The organism is Streptomyces coeruleoprunus, assembly GCF_039542925.1.
Classification (GTDB): domain Bacteria; phylum Actinomycetota; class Actinomycetes; order Streptomycetales; family Streptomycetaceae; genus Streptomyces; species Streptomyces coeruleoprunus.
Map to the genome: position 1 here is coordinate 4,675,807 of NZ_BAABIT010000001.1, position 23,680 is coordinate 4,699,486.

Sequence of the window (23,680 nt, forward strand, 5' to 3'; positions counted from 1 at the left end):
AGAGCAAGGCAAGGAAAGGCTGAACGCACGCGATGCGCGCCCAGTTCGTACTCTCGGAGATCGGTGTCGGCCTCCGTCGCAATCTCACGATGACGTTCGCCGTCATCGTCTCCGTGGCGTTGTCGCTCGCCCTCTTCGGTGGCGCGGTGCTGATGGGCCAGCAGGTCAACGCGATGAAGGACTTCTGGTACGACAAGGTCAACGTCACGATCTACCTGTGCAACAAGAACGACGCGGGTTTCGCCGAGACCTGCTCCAAGGGCGCCGTCACCGCCCAGCAGAAGGAGCAGATCGAGACCGACCTCGGGAAGCTCGACATCGTGGAGAGCGTCCACCACGAGACGGCCGACGAGGCGTACAAGCACTACCGCGAGCAGTACGGCGACACCGCGCTCGCCAGCGTCGTCACGCCGGACCAGATGCAGGAGTCGTTCCGGGTCAAGCTCAAGGACCCGGAGAAGTACGAGGTGGTCGCCACCGCGTTCTCCGGGCGGGCCGGCGTCCACTCCGTGCAGGACCAGCGCAACATCCTGGAGAACCTGTTCAACATGATGCGCGGCATGAACGTCGCCGCCGTCGTCGTCATGGGCCTGATGCTGCTCATCGCACTGATGCTCATCGTCAACACCGTGCGCGTATCGGCGTTCAGCCGTCGTCGTGAGACCGGCATCATGCGGCTCGTCGGCGCGTCCAGCTTCTACATCCAGATGCCGTTCATCATGGAGGCCGCGTTCGCCGGTCTGCTGGGCGGACTGGTCGCCTGCGTGATGCTGCTGGTGGGCCGTTACTTCCTCATCGACGCGGGCCTTTCGCTCGCGGAGCAGATGCCGCTGGTGAAGTTCATCGGCTGGGACGCGGTGTTCTCGGTGCTGCCGCTGGTGCTGGTCATCGGCCTGCTGATGCCGTCGCTCGCCGCCGCCGTCGCGCTGCGCAAGTACCTGAAGGTGTGACGAGCGCCCCTCGGGCGCGCCGGGCGCCGTACGGCCAACCACCGTACGGCGCCGTTCGCTTGTCCTAGAGTGGGCGGCATGTCGCTGTCGGCTCCCGAGTCCGCCCCACGGTTCCGCCGCCTCCGGCGCGGGGCCGCACTGAGCGTGCTCTTCGCGACGGTCCTCGCGGCGGCCGCCGCCACCGACTCCCTGCCGCACGACGAGGACGAGGGCCGGCGCCGCCCCCTCACCGCCCGCGCCGCCGGCGCCGCACGCCCCGAAGGGGCCGTACGGGACGAGGTCGTCCGCGCCGCCACCGAGGCCCTGGCCGACGGCAAGTCCGGGGCGCAGGCCGCCCAGGAGGTCGTCAGCCGCAGCGGGGACCGCTGGGGCGTGGTGTACGACAAGAGCGAGTACGAGGAGTTCGAGCAGTCCCTCGACGGCGCCTACACGGGCGTCGGGCTGGGCGCCCGCCGCACCGCCGACGGGCACGTCGAGGTCTCCCGGGTGCAGCGGGGCGGCCCCGCCGACCGCGCGGGCATCCGGCCCGGCGACCGGCTCCTCGCCATCGACGGCCGGCCGGTCGGCGGCCGCTCCGGCTCCGAGGTCGTGGCACTGCTGCGCGGCGACGCCACCGGCGCGAAGGCGGGGACGCCCGTCGTGCTCGGCCTCGGCCGCGGGGCCCGCACCTGGACGGAGACGCTGCGCCGGGCCCGGCTCGCCGTCGAGGCCGTCACGGTGCACCGGCTGGGCGGCGACGCGGTGCTGATCCGGGTGTCCGCGTTCACCCGCGGCAGCGGGGCACGGGTGCGCGACGCCGTGGCGGGCGCCCCGCGCGGCGCGGGCGTCCTGCTGGACCTGCGGGGCAACGGCGGCGGTCTGGTCACCGAGGCGGTCGCGGCGGCCTCGGCGTTCCTCGACGGCGGCCTGGTCGCCACGTACGACGTGCACGGCGAGGAGAAGGCGCTGTACGCCGCGCCGGGCGGCGACACCGGCAGACCCGTGGTCGCGCTCATCGACGGCGGCACCATGAGCGCGGCCGAGCTGCTCACCGGGGCGCTGAAGGACCGCGGGCGAGCCGTCACGGTGGGCTCGCGCACCTTCGGCAAGGGCGCGGTCCAGATGCCGAACCGGCTGCCCGACGGCTCGGTCGCCGAGCTGACCGTCGGCCACTACCGCACCCCGGCCGGGCTGCGGGTCGACGGCCGGGGCATCACCCCGGACGTGCCGGCCGGCCGCCGGGCCGAGGAGCGGGCCCGTACGGTATTGAGTGGCCTCGGGGCGGGCACGTAGTGCGAAAATGACGGCACTATGGCTAAGGAAAAAGGGCGCAAGCTGATCGCGCAGAACAAGAAGGCGCGGCACGACTACCACATCCTGGACACCTACGAGTGCGGTCTGGTGCTGACCGGTACCGAGGTGAAGTCGCTGCGTCAGGGGCGCGCCTCGCTGGTGGACGGCTTCGTGCAGATCGACGGGCACGAGGCGTGGCTGCACAACGTGCACGTCCCGGAGTACAGCCAGGGCACCTGGACCAACCACTCCGCGCGGCGCAAGCGGAAGCTGCTGCTGCACCGTGTGGAGATCGACAAGCTGGAGTCCAAGTCCCAGGAGACGGGTCACACGATCGTGCCGCTGTCCCTGTACTTCAAGGACGGCCGGGCGAAGGTCGAGGTCGCCCTGGCGAAGGGCAAGAAGGAGTACGACAAGCGGCAGACCCTGCGGGAGCAGCAGGACCGGCGCGAGGCCGACCGGGCCATGTCGGCGGTCCGCCGCCGCCAGCGCGGCTGAGCGGTCCCCCGGGCCGGGGAATACGCTGGCATCCGCCCGCGTTGGTCACGTACGATGGCGCTGCCCCTCACGGCAGGGGCAGGGTTTGAAAAATCAACATGGGGATGATCGGTTTCGACAGCGGATGTCGAAGCAGGGGAAGCGTGTCGAGGAAGCGGCCATGATCTCGTAAACCACAGGCCGAAACCAATAATCGCCAACACCAAGCGCGATTCCTTCGCCCTCGCTGCCTGAGTAGCGACTCGCGAAGTGTCAGCCCGGGGCTGTTCCCGACCCGGATCCTGGCATCAGCTAGGGAACTCCACCTCTAGGCCCGGTCACGGGGTGTAGAGGGAAAACAAACAGTGACTGAGCCCGTCGGAGACTTGTTCGCGTGATCTCCGGGGCTGAGAAAAGCGCAGCGGACTGCACACGGAGAAGCCCTGGTTCCGCACCGTTGGACGCGGGTTCGATTCCCGCCATCTCCACCAACCGGAGCCGGACCGTGCTCGCCGAAAGCGCGAGCCCGGTCCGGTTCGCCGTATTTCCGGGGGTACGAACCCCCGGACCCCGCATCCCATGTGGGCACAGGCCCGGCAGCCGATCAGGTGGCCGGGCCTTTGTCGTGCCTCGACGAGGTGGACGCGGCCGCCGCCAGGCACAGGGCCAGGCCCGCCGCCGCCACCGGCAGGGTGTACGCGGACCCCGCGCCCGCGTGCTCCACGAGCCAGCCGCCCGTCGCCGCGCCGGCCGAGATGCCGCCCAGGAGGGCGGTCACCGCCAGCGTCATGCCCTCGTTCAGCTGCCCGGCCGGGGTCAGGCGCTGCACCAGGGTCATGCCCGTCACCATCGTCGGTGCCGTCGCCATGCCCGCCAGCAGCAGGCCGCCCGCCAGGACGAGGAGCGAGCCCGTGCGTGAGGCCAGGAGCGGCAGCGCCATCAGGGCGGTCATCGCGGCCAGGCACACCAGCAGCCGGCGCCGTACGTCCACGGCCGGGCGCGCGGAGCCGTACACGAGGCCCGCCAGGAACGAGCCGAACGCCTGGAGCGCCATGACCGGGCCCGCGACCGGGCCGTCCACGAAGGCCAGCGTCACGATCTCCATCGAGCCGAAGATCGCCCCCGTCGCCAGGAAGACCGCCAGGAGGGCCGGCATTCCCCGGGTGCGCAGCGGGGAGCGGGCGCGGGTCCCGGCCGGGCGCGGGGCCGGCGGGGGCTCGGTCGCGCGCTGCGCGGTGAAGACCGCCATGCCGGTCAGGAGGAGCAGCGCGCCCGTGAGGGTGCCCGCCTCCGGGAACAGCGCCGCGCACAGGAAGGCCGCGAGGACCGGGCCGAGCATGAAGCACAGCTCGTCCACGGCCTGCTCGAAGGCGTTCGCCGTGTGCACGGCCGCCGGGTCGTCCCGGTAGAGGTGCGACCAGCGGGCGCGGGACAGGCCCCCCAGGTTCGGGGTCGTCGCCGTCGCGGCGTACGCGGCGAACAGCGTCCAGGCCGGTGCGTCGTAGTGCACGCAGAGCAGCAGCGCCAGGGAGCCCAGGGCCGCGATCAGCGTGGCCGGGAGCGCGACACGCGCCTGGCCGTACCGGTCGACCAGGCGGGCCGTGAACGGGGCCACGACCGCCGTGGCGGCCAGGCCGGTCGCCGTGACGGCGCCCGCCAGCGCGTACGAGCCGCGCGAGTCGGCGATCATGATGACCGCGCTCACGGTGAACATCCCCATCGGGATGCGGGCGACGAAGTTGCCGACGGTGAACGCCCGGGTGCCGGGCAGCGAGAACAGGCGCAGGTAGGGGTTGCGGGGGCGAGGCGCCCTGCGGGGCTCGGTGTAGCGGGGAGCCAGGACCAGGGCGTCGGGCGTCACGGCCGGCACGGGCGCGGCCTTCGTCGGGTGCGGGGACATGCCCTCACCCTCGCGGCGGGCCCGACCTGCGGTCCAACACCTTTCCCGGAGGGATTGACGCAGTTCTGTTGTAAATTCTCGGTGTGGCCGCCGACATCGAACCGCGCCTGCTGCGCGCCTTCACCGCCGTCGCCGAGGAACTGCACTTCACCCGTGCCGCCGCCCGGCTCTACGTCGCCCAGCAGGCCCTCAGCCGCGACATCCGCCGCCTGGAGCGCGACCTGGGCACCGAGCTGTTCGTCCGCACCACCCGGCAGGTCGGCCTGACCACGGACGGTGAGCGGCTGCTGCCGTACGCGCGGGCCGTCCTCGCCGCGTACGACGACCTCGCCGACGCCTTCGCCGGCGGGACGGCGCCGCGCGCCCTGCTCGTCGACCTCAACACGCCCGGCATGAGCACCGCCCGTGTCCTCGACCGCGCCCGCGAGCTGGCGCCCCACTGCGAACTGATGGCCCGCTTCGAGAGCGGGCTGACCGGCGCGGCCGCCGAGATCCTCGCCGGCCGGCTGGACGTCTCCTTCGGCCGGGTCGCCGGGCTCGACGCCGCGGTCCGCGCCCGGCTCGCCTGGCAGCCCGTACGGTACGAGCCGATGGCCGTGATCCTGCCCGAGGACCACCCGCTCGCCGACCGTCCCGAGATCCCGCTGTCCGCCCTCGCGGGCGAGGCCGTGTACGCCGGGGCCGGCAACCCGCGCACCCTGGAGTGGACCGACCTCGCCGCCCGGCTCTTCGCCGGGCACGGCATCCGCGTCGCCCCGCCCGCGCCCCTCGCCGTCGGCCACGAGGAGTTCCGCCGGGTCATGGCCAAGACCCGTACCCCCGTCCTCGTCGTCATCGACTTCCCGGCCATGCCCGGCACCGTCCTGCGCCCCCTCGTCGACCCCGTACCCCTGTCACCCGTGGCACTGGTGTGGCGCAAGGGACTGAAGCATCCTGGGCTGGACGCGCTGCGCGCCGCCGCCGAAGAACGCGCCACCCGCGAGAACTGGCTGGTCGTGCCCGACGGCGCCTGGCTCCCGGAGACCGACGCGACCCTGATGCGCCGGGCCGGCGGAGCCGGGGCGCTCACACAGCGCCCGCACGCCGGGTGAGAGCAAGGTTTCAGCCCGGTCACTTCAGATGACCGGGCTGAAACGCGGCCTCCCTAGCGTCGGCACCTGACGGTGTTCAGGGCTTGACGGCAGCACACAGCGGAGGTGCGCGATGGGTGGACCCACCGGCGGACGATGGATCCAGGAATGGGATCCGGAGAACGAGACCTTCTGGAAGGAGAAGGGCGAGCGGATCGCCAACCGCAACCTGCTCTTCTCCGTGATCTCCGAGCACATCGGCTTCTCCATCTGGACCCTGTGGTCCGTGATGGTGCTGTTCATGGGGCCCGAGTACGGCATCGACCCGGCCGGCAAGTTCTTCCTGATCGCGGTCGCGACCCTGGTCGGCGCGCTCATCCGCATCCCGTACACCTTCGCCGTCGCCCGGTTCGGCGGCCGCAACTGGACGATCTTCAGCGCCGTCCTGCTCCTCCTGCCGACCGGCGCCGCCTACGCGGTGATGGAGCCCGGCACGTCGTACACGACCTTCCTGCTGGTCGCCGCCCTCACCGGCGTCGGCGGCGGCAACTTCGCCTCGTCGATGACCAACATCAACGCCTTCTTCCCGCTCCACCGCAAGGGCTGGGCCCTCGGCCTCAACGCGGGCGGCGGCAACATCGGCGTCCCGGTCGTCCAGCTCGTCGGCCTCGCCGTCATCGGCACCGCGGGAGCCGCCCACCCGAGGATCGTCCTCGGCATCTACGTGCCGCTGATCGTCGTCGCCGCCGTGTGCGCCGCCCTGTTCATGGACAACCTCGCGCCCGTGAAGAACGACACCGGAGCCGCCAAGGAGGCCGTCCGCGAAGGCCACACCTGGATCATGGCGTTCCTGTACATCGGCACCTTCGGCTCGTTCATCGGCTACAGCTTCGCCTTCGGTCTCGTCCTCCAGACCCAGTTCGGCCGGACCCCGCTCCAGGCCGCGTCGCTGACCTTCATCGGCCCCCTCCTCGGCTCCCTCATCCGGCCGGTCGGCGGCTCCCTCGCCGACCGCTACGGCGGCGCCCGCATCACGCTGGGCACCTTCGCCGCCATGGCCGCCGCGACCGGCGTCGTCGTCTACGCCTCGCTGATCGAGTCGCTGACCGTCTTCCTCGTCGGGTTCATCGCCCTGTTCGTGCTGAGCGGCCTCGGCAACGGCTCGACGTACAAGATGATCCCCGCGATCTTCAAGGCCAAGGCGTACGCCTCCGGCCTCATCGGCGAGGAGGCCGACGCGTACGGTCGCCGGCTCTCCGGCGCCTCCATGGGCCTGATCGGCGCGATCGGCGCCGTCGGCGGACTCGGCATCAACCTCGCCTTCCGCCAGTCCTTCCAGACCGGCGGGACCGGCACGGCGGCCTTCGTCGCCTTCCTGCTCTTCTACGGCGCGTGCATGGCCGTGACCTGGGCGGTATACCTTCGCAAGCCGCTGGCCAGGCCCACCGAGGTGCCCGCGCAGCGGCAGCTCAGCTACTCCGAGGTGTGATCCGGCATGGTCCGTAACGGCGGGGAAACGTGGGCGAACCGAGACTGTCACGCACCCTTGTCAGGCTCAGGCGTCATGCACGAGCAAGAGCACGGCCCCCTCGCGGGCTTCACCGTCGGCGTCACCGCGGCCCGCCGCGCGGACGAGCTGGGCGCGCTCCTCCAGCGGCGCGGAGCGGCGGTCGTGCACGCCCCGGCGCTGCGGATCGTGCCGCTCGCCGACGACGCCGAACTCCTCGACGCCACCAAGGACCTCGTCGCCCACGCCCCCGACATCGTCGTCGCCACCACCGCGATCGGCTTCCGCGGCTGGCTGGAGGCCGCCGACGGCTGGGGCCACGGGGAGGACCTGCTGGACTGCCTGCGCGGCGTCCAGGTCCTCGCCCGCGGCCCCAAGGTCAAGGGCGCCGTACGGGCCGCCGGGCTCACCGAGGAGTGGTCCCCGGCCATGGACTCCATGGCCGAGGTGCTCGACCGGCTCCTCGCCCAGGGCGTCGCCGGCCGGCGCATCGCCCTCCAGCTCCACGGCGAGCCGCTCCCCGGCTTCGTGGAGGCGCTGCGCGACGCCGGGGCCGACGTGGTGGTCGTCCCCGTCTACCGGTGGATGCCACCCGAGGACCTGGCGCCCCTGGACCGGCTCCTCGACGCCGCCGTCGGCCGCTCCCTGGACGCGGTGACGTTCACCAGCGCCCCCGCGGCCGCCTCGCTCCTGGCCCGCGCCGAGGAGCGCGGACTGCTCGGCGCGCTCCTCGACGCCCTGCGCCACGACGTCCTGCCCGCCTGCGTCGGGCCGGTCACCGCCGTACCGCTCCAGGCGCACGCCATCGACACCGTCCAGCCCGGCCGCTTCCGGCTGGGCCCCCTGGTCCAGCTCCTGTGCCAGGAACTCCCCGCCCGCGCCCGGTCCCTGCCCGTCGCGGGCCGCCGCATCGAGATCCGCGGCCACGCCGTCCTCGTCGACGGCGAGCTGCGCCCCGTCCCGCCGGCCGGCATGTCCCTCCTCCACTCCCTGGCCCGCCGCCCCGGCTGGGTGGTCTCCCGCGCCGACCTGCTGCGCGCCCTGCCCGGTGCCGGCCGCGACGAGCACGCCGTGGAGACCGCCATGGCCCGCCTCCGCTCGGCCCTGGGCGCCCCCAAGCTGATCCAGACGGTGGTCAAGCGCGGCTACCGGCTCGCCCTGGACCCGGCGGCGGACGCCAAGTACGCCGAGGCGTAGGGCGGTTCGGGCGCCCGCGACCGCGCCGGTACGGTGCCCGCATGACCGACACCACCGGCACCGGCCCGTACGTCCGCCCCGCCGGGCCGTCCGACGCGGCCGCGCTCGCCGCGGCGCTGCTGCGCAACCGCGCCCGCATGCGGCCCTACGAGCCGCGCAGGGACGAGGCGTTCTACACCGCCGACGTCCAGGCCGCGCGGCTGGCGGCGCCCGGCACCCGCTCCTGGCTCGTCGTGGACGGCGACCGGGTCGTGGGCGCCGCCACCCTGTCCGGGATCGCCCTCGGCGCCTTCCGCAGCGCCTTCCTCGGCTACTGGACCGACGGCGCGTACACCGGCCGCGGCCTGGCAACCCGGGCTGTCCACGAGGTGTGCCGGGCCGCCCGCGAGGACCTGGGGCTCCACCGGATCGAGGCGGGCACCCTGCCGGACAACGCGGCCTCCCAACGCGTGCTCGCCCGCTGCGGGTTCGAGCGGATCGGCACCGCCCCGCGCTACCTCCACATCGACGGCGCCTGGCGCGACCACCACCTGTTCCAGCGCGTCCTGCACGACGACCCGCCACCGGGGATGTGCGTGGGGTTCCGGGGAACCGCCGGGACGGGCAACCTGAAGGCGGACGACTCCTGACGGTGACCCGAGGCGGTGACGGGCGCATGGGCGGCGAGCGGTGGTTCGACTCCGGGCGGCACTGTCTGGACCTGATGGCGGAGCCACCCGTGGGCCCCGAGCGGCTCGCCCGCTGGCTGGTCGCCTGCGGGCTCGTCCCGCCGGGGACCCGGCTCACCGGGGTCGACACCCGGTGGGTGGACCGGTTCGCCGAACTCCGCGTCCACGTCGACGTCCTGGTCCGCGCCGAGATCGGCGGCCACACCCCCGACGTGCCCGGCGCCCTGGAACGCCTCAACGTCCTGGCCGCGGCCGCGCCGCCCGCCCCCTGCGCCGTACGGGGCGAGGACGGGCACCTCGTACGGGCGCTGGGGGCGCCGCCCGAGTGCGCCGCGCTCCTCGCCGCCCTGGCGCGCGACGCCGTCGAACTGCTCACCGACCCCGTGGCGCGGGGCCGGCTGCGCCAGTGCGAGGGCGACCACTGCCACCGCGTCTACCTGGACACCTCCCGTGGCGGGCGGCGCCGTTGGTGCTCCAGCGAGGTGTGCGGCAACCGCGAGCGCGTGGCCCGGCACCGGGCCCGCACCGGAAGGTCCCGGGAAAAATCCCGGCCCTGTTGAGACGTTCGGCTCCGGCGTCCGTAGTGATGGGGGCAAGGAGTCGGACAGGGTCTCGACCGGGAGGTTCGGGTGCGCAAGGATGCCGCCGTGGCCGATGACCGTCGGAGGACGCATCGGGCGCGGCATCGTGCGGAGTCACGTGTCGACGTCCCCGCCCCGGACGAGGAGTTGATGCGTTCCCTCTACCGCGAGCACGCCGGCCCCCTGCTCGCCTATGTGCTCCGCCTCGTCGCCGGCGACCGCCAGCGCGCCGAGGACGTCGTACAGGAGACGCTCATCCGTGCCTGGAAGAACGCCGGTCAGCTCAACCGGGCGACCGGCTCTGTCAGACCCTGGCTGGTGACGGTCGCCCGGCGCATCGTCATCGACGGCCACCGCAGCCGGCAGGCCCGGCCGCAGGAGGTCGATCCGTCGCCGCTGGAGGTCATGCCCGCGGAGGACGAGATCGACAAGGCGCTGTGGCTGATGACGCTCTCCGACGCCCTCGACGATTTGACCCCGGCTCACCGGGAAGTCCTGATCGAGACGTATTTCAAGGGGCGTACGGTCAACGAGGCTGCCGAGACCCTCGGCATACCCAGCGGGACCGTACGGTCCCGGGTGTTCTACGCACTGCGTTCCATGAAGCTCGCTCTGGAGGAGAGGGGGGTGTCGGCATGACGCCGCACGGGTACGGCGACGAGTCCGTGCACGAGGCCGTCGGCGCGTACGCCCTGGGCATCCTCGACGACGCCGACGCCACCGCCTTCGAGGCGCACCTGGCGGGGTGCGGGCTGTGCGCCGCCCGGCTGGAGGAGTTCGCCGGAATGGAGCCGCTGCTCGCCATGCTGGCCGAGCCGCCGGGCCCCGCCGAGCGGCCCGCCGTCCTGCCGCCCGCGCCACCGGCCCTTGCCCGCCCCGGGCCGCCGCTCCTGGACCGGCTCGTCGACGAGGTCGGCGCGCAGCGGGCCAAGCGGCGGCGCCGCACGCGCTACCTGGTCGCCGCGGCGGCCGCGCTGATCATCGGCGGCCCCGCCGTCGCCGTGGCCGCCCTGGCGGGCGACGACACCCGCACCAGCCAGGCCGCCGACCCGCACCCGACGAGCCCGGCGGAGGACGCGTTCTTCCACCACATGGAGGAGAAGGTGGCGGCCACCGACGCCACGACCAAGGTCAGCGCGACCGTCGGCATGGAGAAGAAGGCCTGGGGCACCCACGCGGTCCTGGAGCTCAAGAACGTCAAGGGTCCCCTCAAGTGCAACCTGATCGCCGTCTCCAAGACGGGCGAGGAGGAGGTCGTGACCTCCTGGGGCGTCCCGAAGTGGGGCTACGGCATCCCCGACAGTCCGAACGAACTGTCGAAGAACCCGCTGTACGTCCACGGCGGCGCGGCGATGGACCGCGGCGACATCGACCACTTCGAGGTCCGCACCTTCGACGGCCGCCCCTTGGTGGAGGTCCCGGTCCCGGCCCGCGCCTGAGCCCCCCGGCCACGCGCATCCCGCTCCGGCAGGGCCGGCGCGGGGCCTCCTCGTGGGCTGCGCCTGACATCGGGGCTACCGTGGCGTACCCTCGACGGCTGCCCAGTGCACGTCAGAAGGGGGCCTTCGGTGGCCGCGCAGGAAACCGGTGGTGTGGTCGACACGATCCGGGACCGTGAGATCGGTGGGGAACAGGATCACCTGGACCGGGTGTACCGCCGCCTCGAGGAGAAGATCCACGAGGCGGAGTTCCTCATGCAGGACGCCGCCCGGCGCGGCCAGGTCGGCACGCCCGGCGCGCTCGCCGAACGGGACGCCCAGGTGTTCCGGGCGGGCGTCCACCTGAACCGGCTGAACAGCGAGTTCGAGGACTTCCTCTTCGGGCGGATCGATCTCCTGCGCGGCAAGGACGGCAAGAAGGGCCCCGACGGGGCCTACACCTCCGTGGAGCCCGCCGACGACGCCGTACGCCCGGACAACACCGCAGAGATCGCCGAGACCCTCCACATCGGCCGGATCGGCGTCCTCGACGCCGACTACGCCCCGCTCGTGATCGACTGGCGCGCACCCGCCGCCGCGCCCTTCTACCGGTCGACCCCCGTCGACCCGGGCCGCGTCGTCCGGCGTCGCGTCATCCGCTCCAAGGGCCGCAAGGTCCTCGGCGTCGAGGACGACCTGATGCGCCCCGAGCTGACCGCCACCCTCGGCGGCGCCGAGCTGCCCGTGGTCGGCGACGGCGCCCTCATGGCCGCGCTCGGCCAGGCCCGCAGCCACGCCATGCGGGACATCGTGTCCTCCATCCAGGCCGAGCAGGACCTCGTCATCCGCGCCCCCGCCGCCTCCGTGACGTACGTGGAGGGCGGGCCCGGCACGGGCAAGACCGCCGTGGCGCTGCACCGCGCCGCGTACCTGCTCTACCAGGACCGGCGGCGGTACGCCGGCGGCATCCTGATCGTCTCGCCGACCCCGCTCCTCGTCGCGTACACCGAGGGCGTCCTGCCGTCACTCGGCGAGGAGGGCCAGGTCGCCATCCGGGCCGTCGGCAGCCTCGTCGACGGCGTGGAGGCCACCGCGTACGACGAGCCGGCGGTCGCCCGCGTCAAGGGCTCCTCCCGGATGGTCAAGGTCCTCCGCAAGGCCGCCCGCGGCGCCCTGGAGCTGGGCGACGCCCCGGACCGGCTCCGCGTGGTCGCCTTCGGCCGCCGCGTCGAGCTGGAGGCGCAGGAGCTGCAGCGCATCCGCCACAACGTCCTCGGCGGCACCGCGCCCGTGAACCTGCTGCGCCCGCGCGCCCGCCGGCTCCTCCTCGACGCGCTGTACGCGAAGACGGGCGCGGGCACCCGGCACACCGACCCCGAGCTGGCCGCCGAGCTGCGGTCCTCCTTCGACGAGGACGTCAGCTCCGAGGACTCCTTCACCGACTTCCTGAACGCCTGGTGGCCCGAGCTGACCCCGCGCCGGGTGCTCTTCGCCATGGCCGACGACAAGCTCCTGGCCCGCTGGTCGCGCCGGGTGCTCAACCCCGGCGAGGTGCGGCGCCTGGCCCGCTCGCTGCGCCGCGACACGTACTCGGTGCACGACGTGGCGCTGCTGGACGAGCTGCAGACGGTCCTCGGCGCGCCCGCCCGGCCCCGCAGGAAGCGCGAGGTGGACCCGCTGGACCAGCTCACCGGCCTGGAGGAGCTGATGCCCGTACGGGAGGAGTCGCAGCGGGAGCGGGCCGAGCGGCTGGCCCAGGAGCGCACCGAGTACGCCCACGTCATCGTCGACGAGGCGCAGGACCTCACGCCCATGCAGTGGCGGATGGTCGGCCGCCGCGGCCGGCACGCCACCTGGACGGTCGTCGGCGACCCCGCCCAGTCGTCCTGGTCGGTGCCGGACGAGGCCGCCGAGGCCCGCGACGAGGCGCTGGGCACCCGGCCGCGCCGCCGCTTCACCCTGACGGTGAACTACCGGAACCCGGCCGAGATCGCCGAGCTGGCCGCCAAGGTGCTGGCGCTGGCCATGCCGGGCGCCGAGTCGCCGCGCGCGGTCCGCTCGACGGGCGTGGTGCCGCGTTTCGTGGCGCTGGGCGACCGGGACCTCGCCGAGACCGTGCGGGACGAGGCACGGCGGCTCCTGGACCGCGTGGAGGGCACCGTCGGCGTCGTCGTGGCCATGAACCGGCGGGAGCAGGCGGCGCGCTGGCTGGAGGACCTGGGGGACCGGGTCGTGGCGCTGGGCAGCCTGGAGGCCAAGGGCCTGGAGTACGACGCGACGGTCGTCGTCTCGCCCGCCGAGATCGCCGACGAGTCGCCGGCCGGACTGCGCGTGCTGTACGTGGCGCTCACCCGGGCGACGCAGCAGCTGACGGTGGTGTCGGGGCGGCGCGACGAGCCGGACGCGGACGGCGTTCCGGATCTGCTGCGGGACTGATCGCGCGGCAGGGGAATCGCCCGGGGCGAGGGTTTGTTAGCCTGGGTACGGCACCGGCTCGATCCAAGCCCCCGGGCCCAACCTTTGTCGCTACGAGCGACCACTTGCCGCGAGGCGAGCATGGCGGGTCGGTGTCACTGAACGAGCGAAGCGGGTCCGCGTCCTTCCGCAGGGGAGGACGCGGACCCGCTTTCGTTTGCCTGCGAATCCGTGCGTGGATCTTTCGCTCCGGCGCACTCTCTCGTATGGTGGAAAACAGTTTCCGAAAACAAAATGACCGCATTACCCGCTACTCGCAGGTAGGTGCGACCATCGGAGGGCCCCGCACGGCCACCGCCGCGGCGGGGCGGCAACGAAGCTAGGGAAAGCAGAGGAACTCGGCCATGGCAACGGCGCCCAGCGTCTCGTACTCGATGACGGTCCGGCTGGAGGTGCCCGCGAGCGGAACCGCGGTCTCCCAGCTCACCACGGCCGTGGAGTCCTCCGGCGGCTCCGTCACCGGCCTCGACGTGACCGCGTCCGGCCACGAGAAGCTGCGGATCGACGTCACCATCGCCGCGACGTCCACCGCCCACGCGGACGAGATCGTGGGCAAGCTGCGCTCCATCGAGGGCGTCGTCCTGGGCAAGGTCTCGGACCGTACGTTCCTGATGCACCTCGGCGGCAAGATCGAGATGGCGTCGAAGCACCCCATCCGCAACCGTGACGACCTGTCCATGGTCTACACCCCGGGCGTCGCCCGCGTGTGCATGGCGATCGCCGAGAACCCCGAGGACGCCCGCCGCCTCACCATCAAGCGCAACTCCGTTGCGGTCGTGACGGACGGCTCCGCCGTGCTCGGCCTCGGCAACATCGGCCCCAAGGCCGCGCTGCCCGTGATGGAGGGCAAGGCGGCCCTCTTCAAGCGCTTCGCCGGCATCGACGCCTGGCCCATCTGCCTCGACACGCAGGACTCCGACGCGATCGTCGAGATCGTCAAGGCCATCGCCCCCGGCTTCGCCGGCATCAACCTCGAGGACATCTCCGCGCCCCGCTGCTTCGAGATCGAGGCCCGGCTGCGCGAGGCCCTCGACATCCCCGTCTTCCACGACGACCAGCACGGCACCGCGATCGTCGTGCTGGCCGCCCTCACCAACGCCCTGCGCGTGGTGGGCAAGGCCGTCGGCGACGTCCGCGTCGTCATGTCCGGCGCCGGCGCCGCCGGTACGGCCATCCTCAAGCTGCTGATCGCGGCGGGCGTCAAGCACGCCGTCGTCGCCGACATCCACGGCGTCGTGCACGCCGGCCGCGAGGACCTCGTGGACGCCGCGCCCGACTCGCCGCTGCGCTGGATCGCCGACAACACCAACCCCGAGGGCGTCACCGGCACCCTGAAGGAGGCCGTGCGCGGCGCCGACGTGTTCATCGGCGTCTCGGCCCCGAACGTGCTCGACGGCGACGACGTCGCGGCCATGGCGGACGACGCGATCGTGTTCGCGCTCGCGAACCCGGACCCCGAGGTCGACCCCGCAATCGCCCGTCAGACGGCGGCAGTTGTGGCCACCGGCCGGTCCGACTTCCCCAACCAGATCAACAACGTCCTGGTCTTCCCCGGCGTCTTCCGCGGCCTGCTGGACGCCCAGTCCCGCACGGTGAACACGGACATGATGCTGGCCGCCGCGTCGGCGCTGGCGGGCGTCGTCACCGAGGACGAGCTGAACCCGAACTACATCATCCCGTCCGTCTTCAACGACAAGGTCGCGGGCGCCGTGGCCGGTGCCGTGCGCAACGCCGCGAAGGCGGCGTCGGCCGCCGCGCTGGACGAGACGGCGCTCTGAGCCGTACGACGCCCACGTGGCCCCACGGGCCCCGTGGGCGTCGTGTGACGACCCCCACGTGCCCCGCTCCCGGCGCGTCGCCGCTCGCGGAAGGCGGTCGGCGGCCTTAGGGTGGGCGGTCCGTCTCCGGGTGTTGCCCGGGGCGGTTCCGAGGCGTCCGAAGAAAGGCCGGGCGGGAGCCGACTGGACGTCACCAGGACGGGGGCGTGGCGCTTTTCGTGTGACTCCGAAGGGTGCCGGATTGGCTTTCCCGCCGCTGGTGGGGGCAGGATGCGTATTCGGGCGCGAGGGTCTGACAGCAGACCCGGGTCCGGGGACTGTCCAAGGGCCCTGGCAGCATCGGCTTCGCTGTGCCCAACATGCGGCTCCGCCGCGTGGCACGCCTCACAGGCAGAAAGAACACGGGAGTAACAACATGAACCGCAGTGAGCTGGTGGCCGCCCTGGCCGACCGCGCCGAGGTGACCCGCAAGGACGCCGACGCCGTGCTGGCCGCGCTCGCCGAGACCATCGGCGAGGTCGTCGCCAAGGGCGACGAGAAGGTCACCATCCCCGGCTTCCTGACCTTCGAGCGCACCCACCGTGCCGCTCGCACCGCTCGTAACCCGCAGACCGGCGACCCGATCCAGATCCCGGCCGGCTACAGCGTGAAGGTCTCGGCGGGCTCCAAGCTCAAGGAAGCCGCCAAGGGCAAGTAAGCCCCCTGGGCGCGCACAGAAGGGCGGTCACCCTGTTCCTGGGTGGCCGCCCTTCCGTTCGCCCGCCCACGGCCCTCCGAGGGCCGCGAGCAGCACGACGCCCCCGCACTCCCGAAGGAGTACGGGGGCGTCGTGGCCGTGCTCTCAGTCGCGGGCCCGGCGGCAGGTCAGACGGCGCGGGCGCCCGGCAGTTCCACCTTCGCGCCCAGCTCCTGGAGCTTCTCCATGAAGTTCTCGTAGCCGCGGTTGATCAGGTCGATGCCGTGGACCCGGGACGTGCCCTGGGCCGCCAGCGCGGCGATCAGGTACGAGAAGCCGCCGCGCAGGTCCGGGATGACCAGGTCGGCGCCCTGCAGCTTGGTGGGGCCGGACACGACCGCCGAGTGCAGGAAGTTGCGCTGGCCGAAGCGGCACGCCGAGCCGCCCAGGCACTCGCGGTACAGCTGGATGTGCGCGCCCATCTGGTTCAGCGCCGAGGTGAAGCCCAGCCGGGACTCGTACACCGTCTCGTGGACGATCGACAGGCCCGCGGCCTGCGTCAGCGCCACGACCAGCGGCTGCTGCCAGTCGGTCTGGAAGCCGGGGTGCACGTCGGTCTCCAGGTGGATCGCCTTGAGCGAGCCGCCCGGGTGCCAGAAGCGGATGCCCTCGTCGTCGATCTCGAAGGCGCCGCCCACCTTCCGGTACGTGTTGAGGAAGGTCATCATCGAGCGCTGCTGCGCGCCGCGCACGTAGATGTTGCCCTCGGTGGCCAGCGCGGCGGACGCCCAGGACGCGGCCTCCAGGCGGTCCGGGAGCGCGCGGTGCGTGTAGCCGCCGAGCTTGTCGACACCGGTGATGCGGATCGTCCGGTCGGTGTCCATGGCGATGATCGCGCCCATTTTCTGCAGGACGCAGATCAGGTCCTCGATCTCCGGCTCGACCGCCGCGTTGGACAGCTCGGTCACGCCCTCCGCGAGCACCGCCGTCAGCAGCACCTGCTCGGTCGCGCCCACCGACGGGTACGGCAGCCGGATCTTCGTGCCGCGCAGCCGCCGCGGCGCCTCCAGGTACTGGCCGTCCTCCCGCTTCTCGATCTTCGCGCCGAACTGGCGCAGCACCTCGAAGTGGAAGTCGATCGGCCGGCCGCCGATGTCGCAGCCGCCGAGACCGGGGATGAAGGCGTGGCCGAGACGGTGCAGCAGCGGGCCGCAGAACAGGATCGGGATACGGGACGAGCCCGCGTGGGCATCGATGTCGGCGACGTTGGCGGACTCGACGTGCGTGGGGTCCATGACCAGCTCGCCCGGCTCCTCGCCGGGACGGACGGTCACACCGTGCAGCTGGAGGAGTCCGCGCACCACCCGGACATCACGGATGTCGGGCACATTGCGCAGCCGGCTCGGCTCGCTGCCGAGCAGCGCGGCGACCATCGCCTTGGGCACGAGGTTCTTCGCGCCGCGGACGCGGATCTCGCCCTCCAGCGGGGTGCCGCCGTGGACAAGCAGTACATCGTCTGTGCCGGTCATGAATCTCGCGTTCCGGAGTGGTCGGGCAGGGGCCAGAGAAAAGGGTAAGGGGCTTCCACCCATGCCCCGTAAGGCCGCTGCACGGACTGGCCGGGTCACGACTTCACCAAGGCCACCCTGTGTCCCGCGCACTGCGCGGAGGGTCACGTTCCCGGGGCTCTCCGGGCGTTCGCGGCTGCGTCCGGGCGCCCCCGCGCCCGCCGCGCGCCCCGGGTTCGGCCGTACTGCTCCACAGACGCCCCACGGGGACCGAAGATGCGGGATCATGTCTGCCATGACCGAGGTGTCCTCGCTCGCAGGGCGGCTGCTCGTCGCCACGCCCGCGCTGGCCGACCCGAATTTCGACCGCGCGGTGGTGCTGCTGCTCGACCACGACGACGAGGGTTCCCTCGGCGTGGTCCTGAACCGGCCGACGCCCGTCGACGTCGGCGACATCCTGGAGCCGTGGGCGCCGCTCGCCGGCGAGCCCGGGGTGGTCTTCCAGGGCGGCCCCGTCTCGCTCGACTCGGCGCTGGGCCTCGCCGTGATCCCCGGGGACGAGGGCCCGCTGGGCTGGCGGCGGGTGTACGGGGCGATCGGCCTGGTCGACCTGGAGACCCCGCCGGAGCTGCTCGGGCCCGCGCTGGGCTCCCTGCGGATCTTCGCCGGGTACGCGGGCTGGGGGCCGGGCCAGCTGGAGGACGAGCTGAACGAGGGCGCCTGGTTCGTGGTCGAGTCCGAGCCCGGTGACGTGTCGTCGCCGCGCCCGGAATCCCTGTGGCGGGCCGTGCTGCGGCGGCAGCGCAGCGAGCTGGCGATGATCGCGACGTACCCGGACGACCCGAGCCTGAACTGATCCTGTGCCGCTTGAGTACCCTTGGCTGTTATGAGCACTCTCGAGCCCGAGCGCGGGGCAGGTACGGGGACCCTCGTAGAGCCGACGCCACAGGTGTCGCACGGCGACGGCGACCACGAGCGCTACGCCCACTACGTCCAGAAGGACAAGATCATGGCGAGTGCCCTCGACGGCACTCCCGTCGTGGCACTCTGCGGCAAGGTCTGGGTCCCGGGACGTGACCCCAAGAAGTACCCGGTCTGCCCGATGTGCAAGGAGATCTACGACTCCATGGGCGCTGGTGGCGACAAGGACAAGGGCGGCAAGGACAAGAAGTAGGACCTACCGCCGGGGAGGCCCCCGGGGTGCGTACGTGCTGCGTACGCGCCCCGGGGGCCTCTGCCGTTGCCGGGCCTCCTGTCGGCCTCTTGTTCGGGTCCCCGGGGTCCCTCTAGTCTCCTGCCTGTTGTGCTCTGCGAAACGCCCGTTGCACATGGTGCAATGAGCCCGCTGGGGGGAGCCCCGAATGAAGCGTTCTGCCCGGATGACCGCGATCGCCCTCGCCGCCGTGGTGCTGCTGTCGGCCGCCTGCGCCCCGCAGACCTCCGCAGGCGGACCGGTGAAGGACGACGGGAGCGGGACCGTCCGCGTCTGGCTGTTCCGGGAGGTCGGGAACGAGCCGAAGGAACGGGTCGTCGACGCGGCCGTCGCGGACTTCGAGAAACGCCACGCGGGCACCGACGTCCAGGTCGAGTACATCCCCGTCGAGAGCCGCGCCGAGCGGATCAAGGCCGCCTTCAACGACCCGAGGAGCGCCCCCGACCTCGTCGAGTACGGCAACACCGACACCGCCGGATACGTCAGGGACGGCGGACTCGCCGACATCACCGCCGAGTTCACGGCCTGGGACGAGACCCGGGACACCGACCCGGCCGCGCGGGCGTCCGTCACCGTGGACGGAAAGATCTACGGGGCGCCGCTGTTCGTCGGCGTCCGCGCGCTCTACTACCGCACGGACGTCTTCGAGGAGCTGCGGCTCACCCCGCCGCGCACCCTGGCCGAGCTGAACACCACCGCCAGAGCGGTCCACAGGGCCAGGCCGGACCTGTACGGCATCGCCGTCGGCGGCGCCTACACGTACGGCGCCCTGCCCTTCGTCTGGGCCCACGGCGGCGAACTCGCCCGCACGGACGGCACCTCCCACCGGGCCGCCGTCGACAGCGAGGCCGCCCGCGCCGGCATCGCCGCGTACACCGCGCTCTTCGGCGACCACAACTGCCCCGCAGCCAAGTGCGCGTCCATGGGCGGCAACGCCACCGTCACCGCCTTCGCCTCCGGCAAGGCCGCCATGGCCATCGGCGGCGACTTCAGCCACGCGGCTGTCGAGGCCGGCCCCGTGAAGGGCAGGTACGCCGTCGTGCCGCTGCCCGGCCGTACGCCCGGCTCGATCGCCCCCGCGTTCGCCGGAGGCAACAACCTCGGGGTCCTGAAGAGCAGTTCGCACCGCACCCTCGCGGTGGACCTGATGAAGTCGCTGGCCGGAAAGGCCGGTCAGGCCAGGCTGTTCGACGCCATGGGCTTCCTGCCCACGTACACCGACGTACGCGCCGACGCGGCCCGCCGCAGGCCCTTCGTGAAGCCCTTCACCGACACCCTCGCCGCCGGCGCCCGGTTCGTCCCCGCCACGCCCGCGTGGAGCAGGATCGACGCCTCGCTGGTCCTGCCGACGATGTTCCAGGAGATCGTCAGCGGCCGGAAGGACGTGGCGACCGCGGCGCGCGACGCGGCGCGCACGATGGACGCCGCCTTCTCCGCCGCCGGCCTCGACGCCACCCGCTGATGCGCGTGGCCACGCGCACACGCACCACCGGCCGCAGCGGCGGCTGGACCCCGTGGCTGTATCTCGCGCCCGCCCTCGTGGTGCTGGGCGGCCTCCTGGCGTACCCGATCCAGCAACTCGGCCTGATCTCCGTACTCGAATACACCCAGGCCCAGGTCAGCGGCGGCGAACCCACCTCGTTCCAGGGCCTCGGCAACTACCGCGCCCTGTTCGCCGACCCGCAGTTCCGGCAGGTGCTCCTCGCCACCGTGCTGTTCGCCGCCGCCTGCGTCATCAGCACCCTCGTCGTCGGCTGCGCCCTCGCCGTACTCCTCACCCGGATACGCGCCCTCCCGCGGCTCGCGCTCATGCTGGCCGCGCTCGGGGCGTGGGCGACACCCGCGATCACCGGGTCCACCGTCTGGGTGTTCCTCTTCGACCCCGACTTCGGACCCGTCAACAAGGTCCTCGGCCTGGGCGACTTCTCCTGGACCTACGGCCGCCTCAGCGCCTTCGCCCTGGTCCTGCTCGAAGTCGTCTGGTGCTCCTTCCCGTTCGTGATGGTCACCGTCTACGCGGGCATCAGGGCCGTCCCCGCCGAGGTGCTGGAGGCCGCCGCGCTCGACGGCGCGTCGCAGTGGCGCATCTGGCGCTCCGTCACCGCGCCCATCCTCCGGCCCGTCCTCGTCGTCGTGACCGTCCAGTCCGTCATCTGGGACTTCAAGGTCTTCACCCAGATCTACGTCATGACGGGCGGCGGCGGCATCGCCGGCCAGAACCTCGTCCTCAACGTGTACGCCTACCAGAAGGCGTTCGCGTCCTCCCAGTACAGCCTGGGCGCGGCGATCGGCGTCGTCATGCTGCTCGTCCTGCTCGCCGTCACCCTCGTGTACCTGCGTCTGCTGCGCCGCCAGGGAGAAGACCTGTGAGCGTCCGCCCCGCCCCGCGCCCCTCCGCCCTCCGCTTCCGCCGCCCCGGCCGGCTCCTCGCCGAGGCCGCCGCCCTGCTCACCGCCGCGCTCGTCGCCTTCCCCCTGTACTGGATGGTCCTCTCCGCGCTGAAGCCCGCCGGCGAGATCCAGTCGGCGGACGCCCGGCCCTGGACCCTCTCCCCGTCCCTGGACTCCTTCCGGCGCGTCTTCGGCCAGCAGGAGTTCGGCCGGTACTTCCTCAACAGCCTCGTCGTCGCCGGCACCGTCGTCGTCGCCTCCGCGCTGATCGCCTTCCTCGCGGCGACCGCCGTCACCCGCTTCCGCTTCCGGTTCCGCACGACGCTGCTCGTCATGTTCCTCATCGCGCAGATGGTGCCGGTCGAGGCGCTGACCATCCCGCTGTTCTTCCTGATGCGGGACCTCGGCCAGCTCAACACCCTCGGCGCGCTGATCCTGCCGCACATCGCGTTCTCCCTCCCCTTCGCGATCTGGATGCTGCGCGGCTTCGTGAAGGCCGTCCCCGAGTCCCTGGAGGAGGCCGCCGCCGTCGACGGCGCCTCCCGCGCCCGCTTCCTGTGGCGGATCCTCTTCCCGCTCGTCCTGCCCGGCCTCGTCGCGACGAGCGTCTTCTCCTTCATCTCCGCCTGGAACGACTTCCTGTTCGCGAAGTCGTTCGTCATCAGCGACACCTCCAAGTCGACCCTCCCCATGGCCCTCCTGGTCTTCTTCAAGCCCGACGAGAACGACTGGGGCGGCATCATGGCCGCGTCGACCGCGATGACCATCCCGGTACTGGTCTTCTTCGTCCTCGTCCAGCGCCGCCTCGTGTCCGGGCTCGGCGGCGCCGTGAAGGACTGACGCCATGGACTCGCCGGACCTCGTCCCCGCGCCCCGCACGCTCACCTACGGAGGAGGCGGCGGGCGCATCGCGCTGGACGCCGGCACGACCCTCGACGCCGGTCCCGGCACCGACGGCGTGGCCCGCTGGATGCGTACGGCGATCGGCGCGGCCACCGGCCTGCCGCTCCCGCCCGGCGGCGGCCCCCGGGCCCTCCGGCTGCGGATCAGCGGCACCGTCGAGCGCGCGTACGGCCCCGAGGGCTACCGCCTGGTCACCGGCGCCTCCCCGGCGGAGCCCGCCGTCCTCATCGAGGGCGGCTCCGCCGCCGGCGTCTTCTGGGGCGCCCAGACCCTGCGCCAGCTCCTCGGCCCCGAGGCGTACCGCAAGGCGCCCGTCGTCCCCGTGGGCCACGCCTGGGTCCTCCCCGAGGTCACCGTCGAGGACGGGCCCCGCTTCCCCTGGCGCGGCCTCCTCCTCGACGTGGCCCGGCACTTCCTGCCGAAGGACGACGTCCTGCGCTACCTCGACCTGCTCGCCGCCCACAAGCTCAACGTCCTGCACCTCCACCTCACCGACGACCAGGGCTGGCGCATCGAGATCGAGCGGTACCCGCGCCTCACCGAGGTGGGCGCCTGGCGGGCGCGCACCAAGCGCGGCCACCGCGCCTCACCCCTGTGGGACGACACCCCGCACGGCGGCTTCTACACCCGGGACGACATCCGCGAGATCGTCGCCTACGCCGCGGAGCGGCATATCCGCGTGGTCCCCGAGATCGACGTCCCCGGCCACTCGCAGGCCGCCATCGCCGCGTACCCCGAACTCGGCAACACCGACGTCATCGACACCACCACCCTCTCCGTGTGGGACACCTGGGGCGTCAGTCCGAACGTACTCGCCCCCACCGACAACACCCTCCGCTTCTACGAAGGCGTCCTGGAGGAGGTCCTCGACCTGTTCCCCGCCGCCACCTCGCCGTTCGTCCACATCGGCGGCGACGAGTGCCCCAAGGACCAGTGGAAGGCGTCCCCCGCCGCGCAGGCGCGCATCGCGGAACTCGGGCTCAGCGGCGAGGACGCCCTCCAGTCCTGGTTCGTCCGCCACTTCGACCGCTGGCTCGCCGACCGGGGCCGCCGCCTCATCGGCTGGGACGAGATCCTGGAGGGCGGCCTCGCGCCGGGCGCCGCGGTCTCCTCCTGGCGCGGCCGCGCCGGGGGCGTCGCCGCCGCCGAGGCGGGCCACGACGTGGTCATGTGCCCCGAGCAGCACGTCTACCTGGACCACCGCCAGGACGGCGGCCCCGACGAGCCCGTGCCCATCGGATACGTCCGCACCCTGGAGGACGTCTACCGTTTCGAGCCCGTACCCCCCGGCCTCTCGCCCGAGGCCGCCGCGCACATCCTGGGAGCCCAGGCCAACGTCTGGACCGAGGTCATGGAGAACCGCTCCCGCGTCGACTACCAGACCTTCCCCCGCCTCGCCGCCTTCGCCGAGGTCGTGTGGTCCACCGCGCTCCCCGCGCCCCCGGCGCGCGACGTCGCCGGATTCGCGCGCCGAATGACGGCGCACTACCGGCGCCTTGACGCACTGGGGGTCGACTACCGGCCGCCCAACGGCCCGGCGCCGTGGCAACGACGCCCGGGAGTGGTCGGACGTCCGATCGAAGGAACGCCCCCGAACGTGTGACCCCGGCGGGAAGCCGGACCCCCGCGCGCCCACCGCCTGCGACCGTGGTGCGGCCCCGGGAACAAGCCGCGCAAGGGAGGAGAGTCGGAGTAAT

Annotated in this window: 21 protein-coding genes and 1 other RNA gene; 20 read left to right on the forward strand and 2 right to left on the reverse strand. The window is 72.6% G+C overall.

All coding sequences use genetic code 11. From position 1 onward, the window contains the following. The first annotated feature begins 32 nt into the window (after nt 1-32). The 4 genes from ftsX (at nt 33) to ssrA (ending at nt 3,190) form a co-directional block, all read left to right on the forward strand. A complete protein-coding gene (gene ftsX, locus ABEB09_RS20890) occupies nt 33-950 on the forward strand; it encodes a permease-like cell division protein FtsX (protein ID WP_345691437.1) in 918 nt (305 codons plus the stop codon). Between the two features lie 78 nt (nt 951-1,028). After that, the gene (locus ABEB09_RS20895; RefSeq protein ID WP_345691438.1) at nt 1,029-2,222 is read left to right on the forward strand and encodes a S41 family peptidase; all 1,194 of its coding nucleotides are present in this window, start codon (nt 1,029-1,031) and stop codon (nt 2,220-2,222) included. Nucleotides 2,223-2,240: 18 nt separating this feature from the next. Further along, nucleotides 2,241-2,720 (forward strand): SsrA-binding protein SmpB, encoded by a 480-nt coding sequence (smpB, locus tag ABEB09_RS20900; RefSeq protein WP_345691439.1) that lies wholly within the window; start codon nt 2,241-2,243, stop codon nt 2,718-2,720. A gap of 100 nt (nt 2,721-2,820) precedes the next feature. Beyond that, nucleotides 2,821-3,190, forward strand: a transfer-messenger RNA (tmRNA) gene (ssrA, locus tag ABEB09_RS20905). 113 nt (nt 3,191-3,303) lie between these two features. On the opposite strand, the gene ABEB09_RS20910 is transcribed toward ssrA, so the two are convergent. Next, nucleotides 3,304-4,599 carry an MFS transporter gene (locus ABEB09_RS20910; protein WP_345691440.1) on the reverse strand — a complete coding sequence of 432 codons (1,296 nt, stop codon included), beginning with the start codon at nt 4,597-4,599 and terminating at the stop codon, nt 3,304-3,306. An 83-nt stretch (nt 4,600-4,682) separates the two neighbouring features. Here ABEB09_RS20910 and ABEB09_RS20915 point away from each other — a divergent pair, with 83 nt between their 5' ends. The 10 genes from ABEB09_RS20915 to ABEB09_RS20960 all read left to right on the forward strand — a co-directional run bounded on the left by ABEB09_RS20915 (nt 4,683) and on the right by ABEB09_RS20960 (nt 15,990). Further along, a complete protein-coding gene (locus ABEB09_RS20915; protein WP_345691441.1) occupies nt 4,683-5,690 on the forward strand; it encodes a LysR family transcriptional regulator in 1,008 nt (335 codons plus the stop codon). Nucleotides 5,691-5,802: 112 nt separating this feature from the next. Further along, nucleotides 5,803-7,158: a nitrate/nitrite transporter gene (locus ABEB09_RS20920; protein ID WP_345691442.1), complete on the forward strand. Its 1,356-nt coding sequence runs from the start codon at nt 5,803-5,805 to the stop codon at nt 7,156-7,158. 75 nt (nt 7,159-7,233) lie between these two features. After that, nucleotides 7,234-8,373 (forward strand): uroporphyrinogen-III synthase, encoded by a 1,140-nt coding sequence (locus ABEB09_RS20925; RefSeq protein ID WP_345691443.1) that lies wholly within the window; start codon nt 7,234-7,236, stop codon nt 8,371-8,373. A 41-nt stretch (nt 8,374-8,414) separates the two neighbouring features. After that, on the forward strand, nt 8,415-9,002 hold the full coding sequence (locus tag ABEB09_RS20930; protein ID WP_345691444.1) for a GNAT family N-acetyltransferase: 588 nt from the start codon (nt 8,415-8,417) through the stop codon (nt 9,000-9,002). 26 nt (nt 9,003-9,028) lie between these two features. Next, nucleotides 9,029-9,601: a CGNR zinc finger domain-containing protein gene (locus tag ABEB09_RS20935; protein WP_345694019.1), complete on the forward strand. Its 573-nt coding sequence runs from the start codon at nt 9,029-9,031 to the stop codon at nt 9,599-9,601. A 69-nt stretch (nt 9,602-9,670) separates the two neighbouring features. Next, nucleotides 9,671-10,261 (forward strand): sigma-70 family RNA polymerase sigma factor, encoded by a 591-nt coding sequence (locus ABEB09_RS20940; RefSeq protein WP_345691445.1) that lies wholly within the window; start codon nt 9,671-9,673, stop codon nt 10,259-10,261. Beyond that, nucleotides 10,258-11,061: an anti-sigma factor family protein gene (locus ABEB09_RS20945; RefSeq protein ID WP_345691446.1), complete on the forward strand. Its 804-nt coding sequence runs from the start codon at nt 10,258-10,260 to the stop codon at nt 11,059-11,061. Before ABEB09_RS20940 ends, ABEB09_RS20945 begins: the two co-directional genes overlap by 4 nt. A 129-nt stretch (nt 11,062-11,190) precedes the next feature. Further along, the gene (locus ABEB09_RS20950; RefSeq protein WP_345691447.1) at nt 11,191-13,476 is read left to right on the forward strand and encodes a HelD family protein; all 2,286 of its coding nucleotides are present in this window, start codon (nt 11,191-11,193) and stop codon (nt 13,474-13,476) included. 383 nt (nt 13,477-13,859) lie between these two features. Continuing rightward, complete coding sequence (locus ABEB09_RS20955) at nt 13,860-15,293, forward strand: NAD-dependent malic enzyme (protein WP_345691448.1); 1,434 nt, start codon at nt 13,860-13,862, stop codon at nt 15,291-15,293. Between the two features lie 415 nt (nt 15,294-15,708). Then, a complete protein-coding gene (locus ABEB09_RS20960; RefSeq protein WP_103834809.1) occupies nt 15,709-15,990 on the forward strand; it encodes an HU family DNA-binding protein in 282 nt (93 codons plus the stop codon). Nucleotides 15,991-16,157: 167 nt separating this feature from the next. Here the strand turns inward: ABEB09_RS20960 and murA are convergent, their stop codons facing one another. Continuing rightward, nucleotides 16,158-17,498 carry a UDP-N-acetylglucosamine 1-carboxyvinyltransferase gene (murA, locus tag ABEB09_RS20965; RefSeq protein ID WP_345691449.1) on the reverse strand — a complete coding sequence of 447 codons (1,341 nt, stop codon included), beginning with the start codon at nt 17,496-17,498 and terminating at the stop codon, nt 16,158-16,160. 274 nt (nt 17,499-17,772) lie between these two features. Between murA and ABEB09_RS20970 the strand changes: the two genes are divergently transcribed. The 6 genes from ABEB09_RS20970 to ABEB09_RS20995 all read left to right on the forward strand — a co-directional run bounded on the left by ABEB09_RS20970 (nt 17,773) and on the right by ABEB09_RS20995 (nt 23,586). Then, nucleotides 17,773-18,333, forward strand: coding sequence for a YqgE/AlgH family protein (locus ABEB09_RS20970; protein WP_345691450.1), 561 nt, complete (start codon nt 17,773-17,775; stop codon nt 18,331-18,333). A gap of 30 nt (nt 18,334-18,363) precedes the next feature. After that, nucleotides 18,364-18,651, forward strand: a complete 288-nt coding sequence (locus ABEB09_RS20975) for a DUF3039 domain-containing protein (RefSeq protein ID WP_010470163.1) — start codon at nt 18,364-18,366, stop codon at nt 18,649-18,651. 187 nt (nt 18,652-18,838) lie between these two features. After that, nucleotides 18,839-20,152: an extracellular solute-binding protein gene (locus ABEB09_RS20980; protein WP_345691451.1), complete on the forward strand. Its 1,314-nt coding sequence runs from the start codon at nt 18,839-18,841 to the stop codon at nt 20,150-20,152. Further along, complete coding sequence (locus tag ABEB09_RS20985) at nt 20,152-21,060, forward strand: carbohydrate ABC transporter permease (protein ID WP_380841308.1); 909 nt, start codon at nt 20,152-20,154, stop codon at nt 21,058-21,060. The genes ABEB09_RS20980 and ABEB09_RS20985 overlap by 1 nt, the downstream gene beginning before the upstream one ends. Beyond that, on the forward strand, nt 21,057-21,920 hold the full coding sequence (locus ABEB09_RS20990; RefSeq protein WP_345691453.1) for a carbohydrate ABC transporter permease: 864 nt from the start codon (nt 21,057-21,059) through the stop codon (nt 21,918-21,920). The genes ABEB09_RS20985 and ABEB09_RS20990 overlap by 4 nt, the downstream gene beginning before the upstream one ends. Before the next feature lie 4 nt (nt 21,921-21,924). Further along, nucleotides 21,925-23,586: a beta-N-acetylhexosaminidase gene (locus ABEB09_RS20995; protein WP_345691454.1), complete on the forward strand. Its 1,662-nt coding sequence runs from the start codon at nt 21,925-21,927 to the stop codon at nt 23,584-23,586. Nucleotides 23,587-23,680 lie beyond the last annotated feature (94 nt).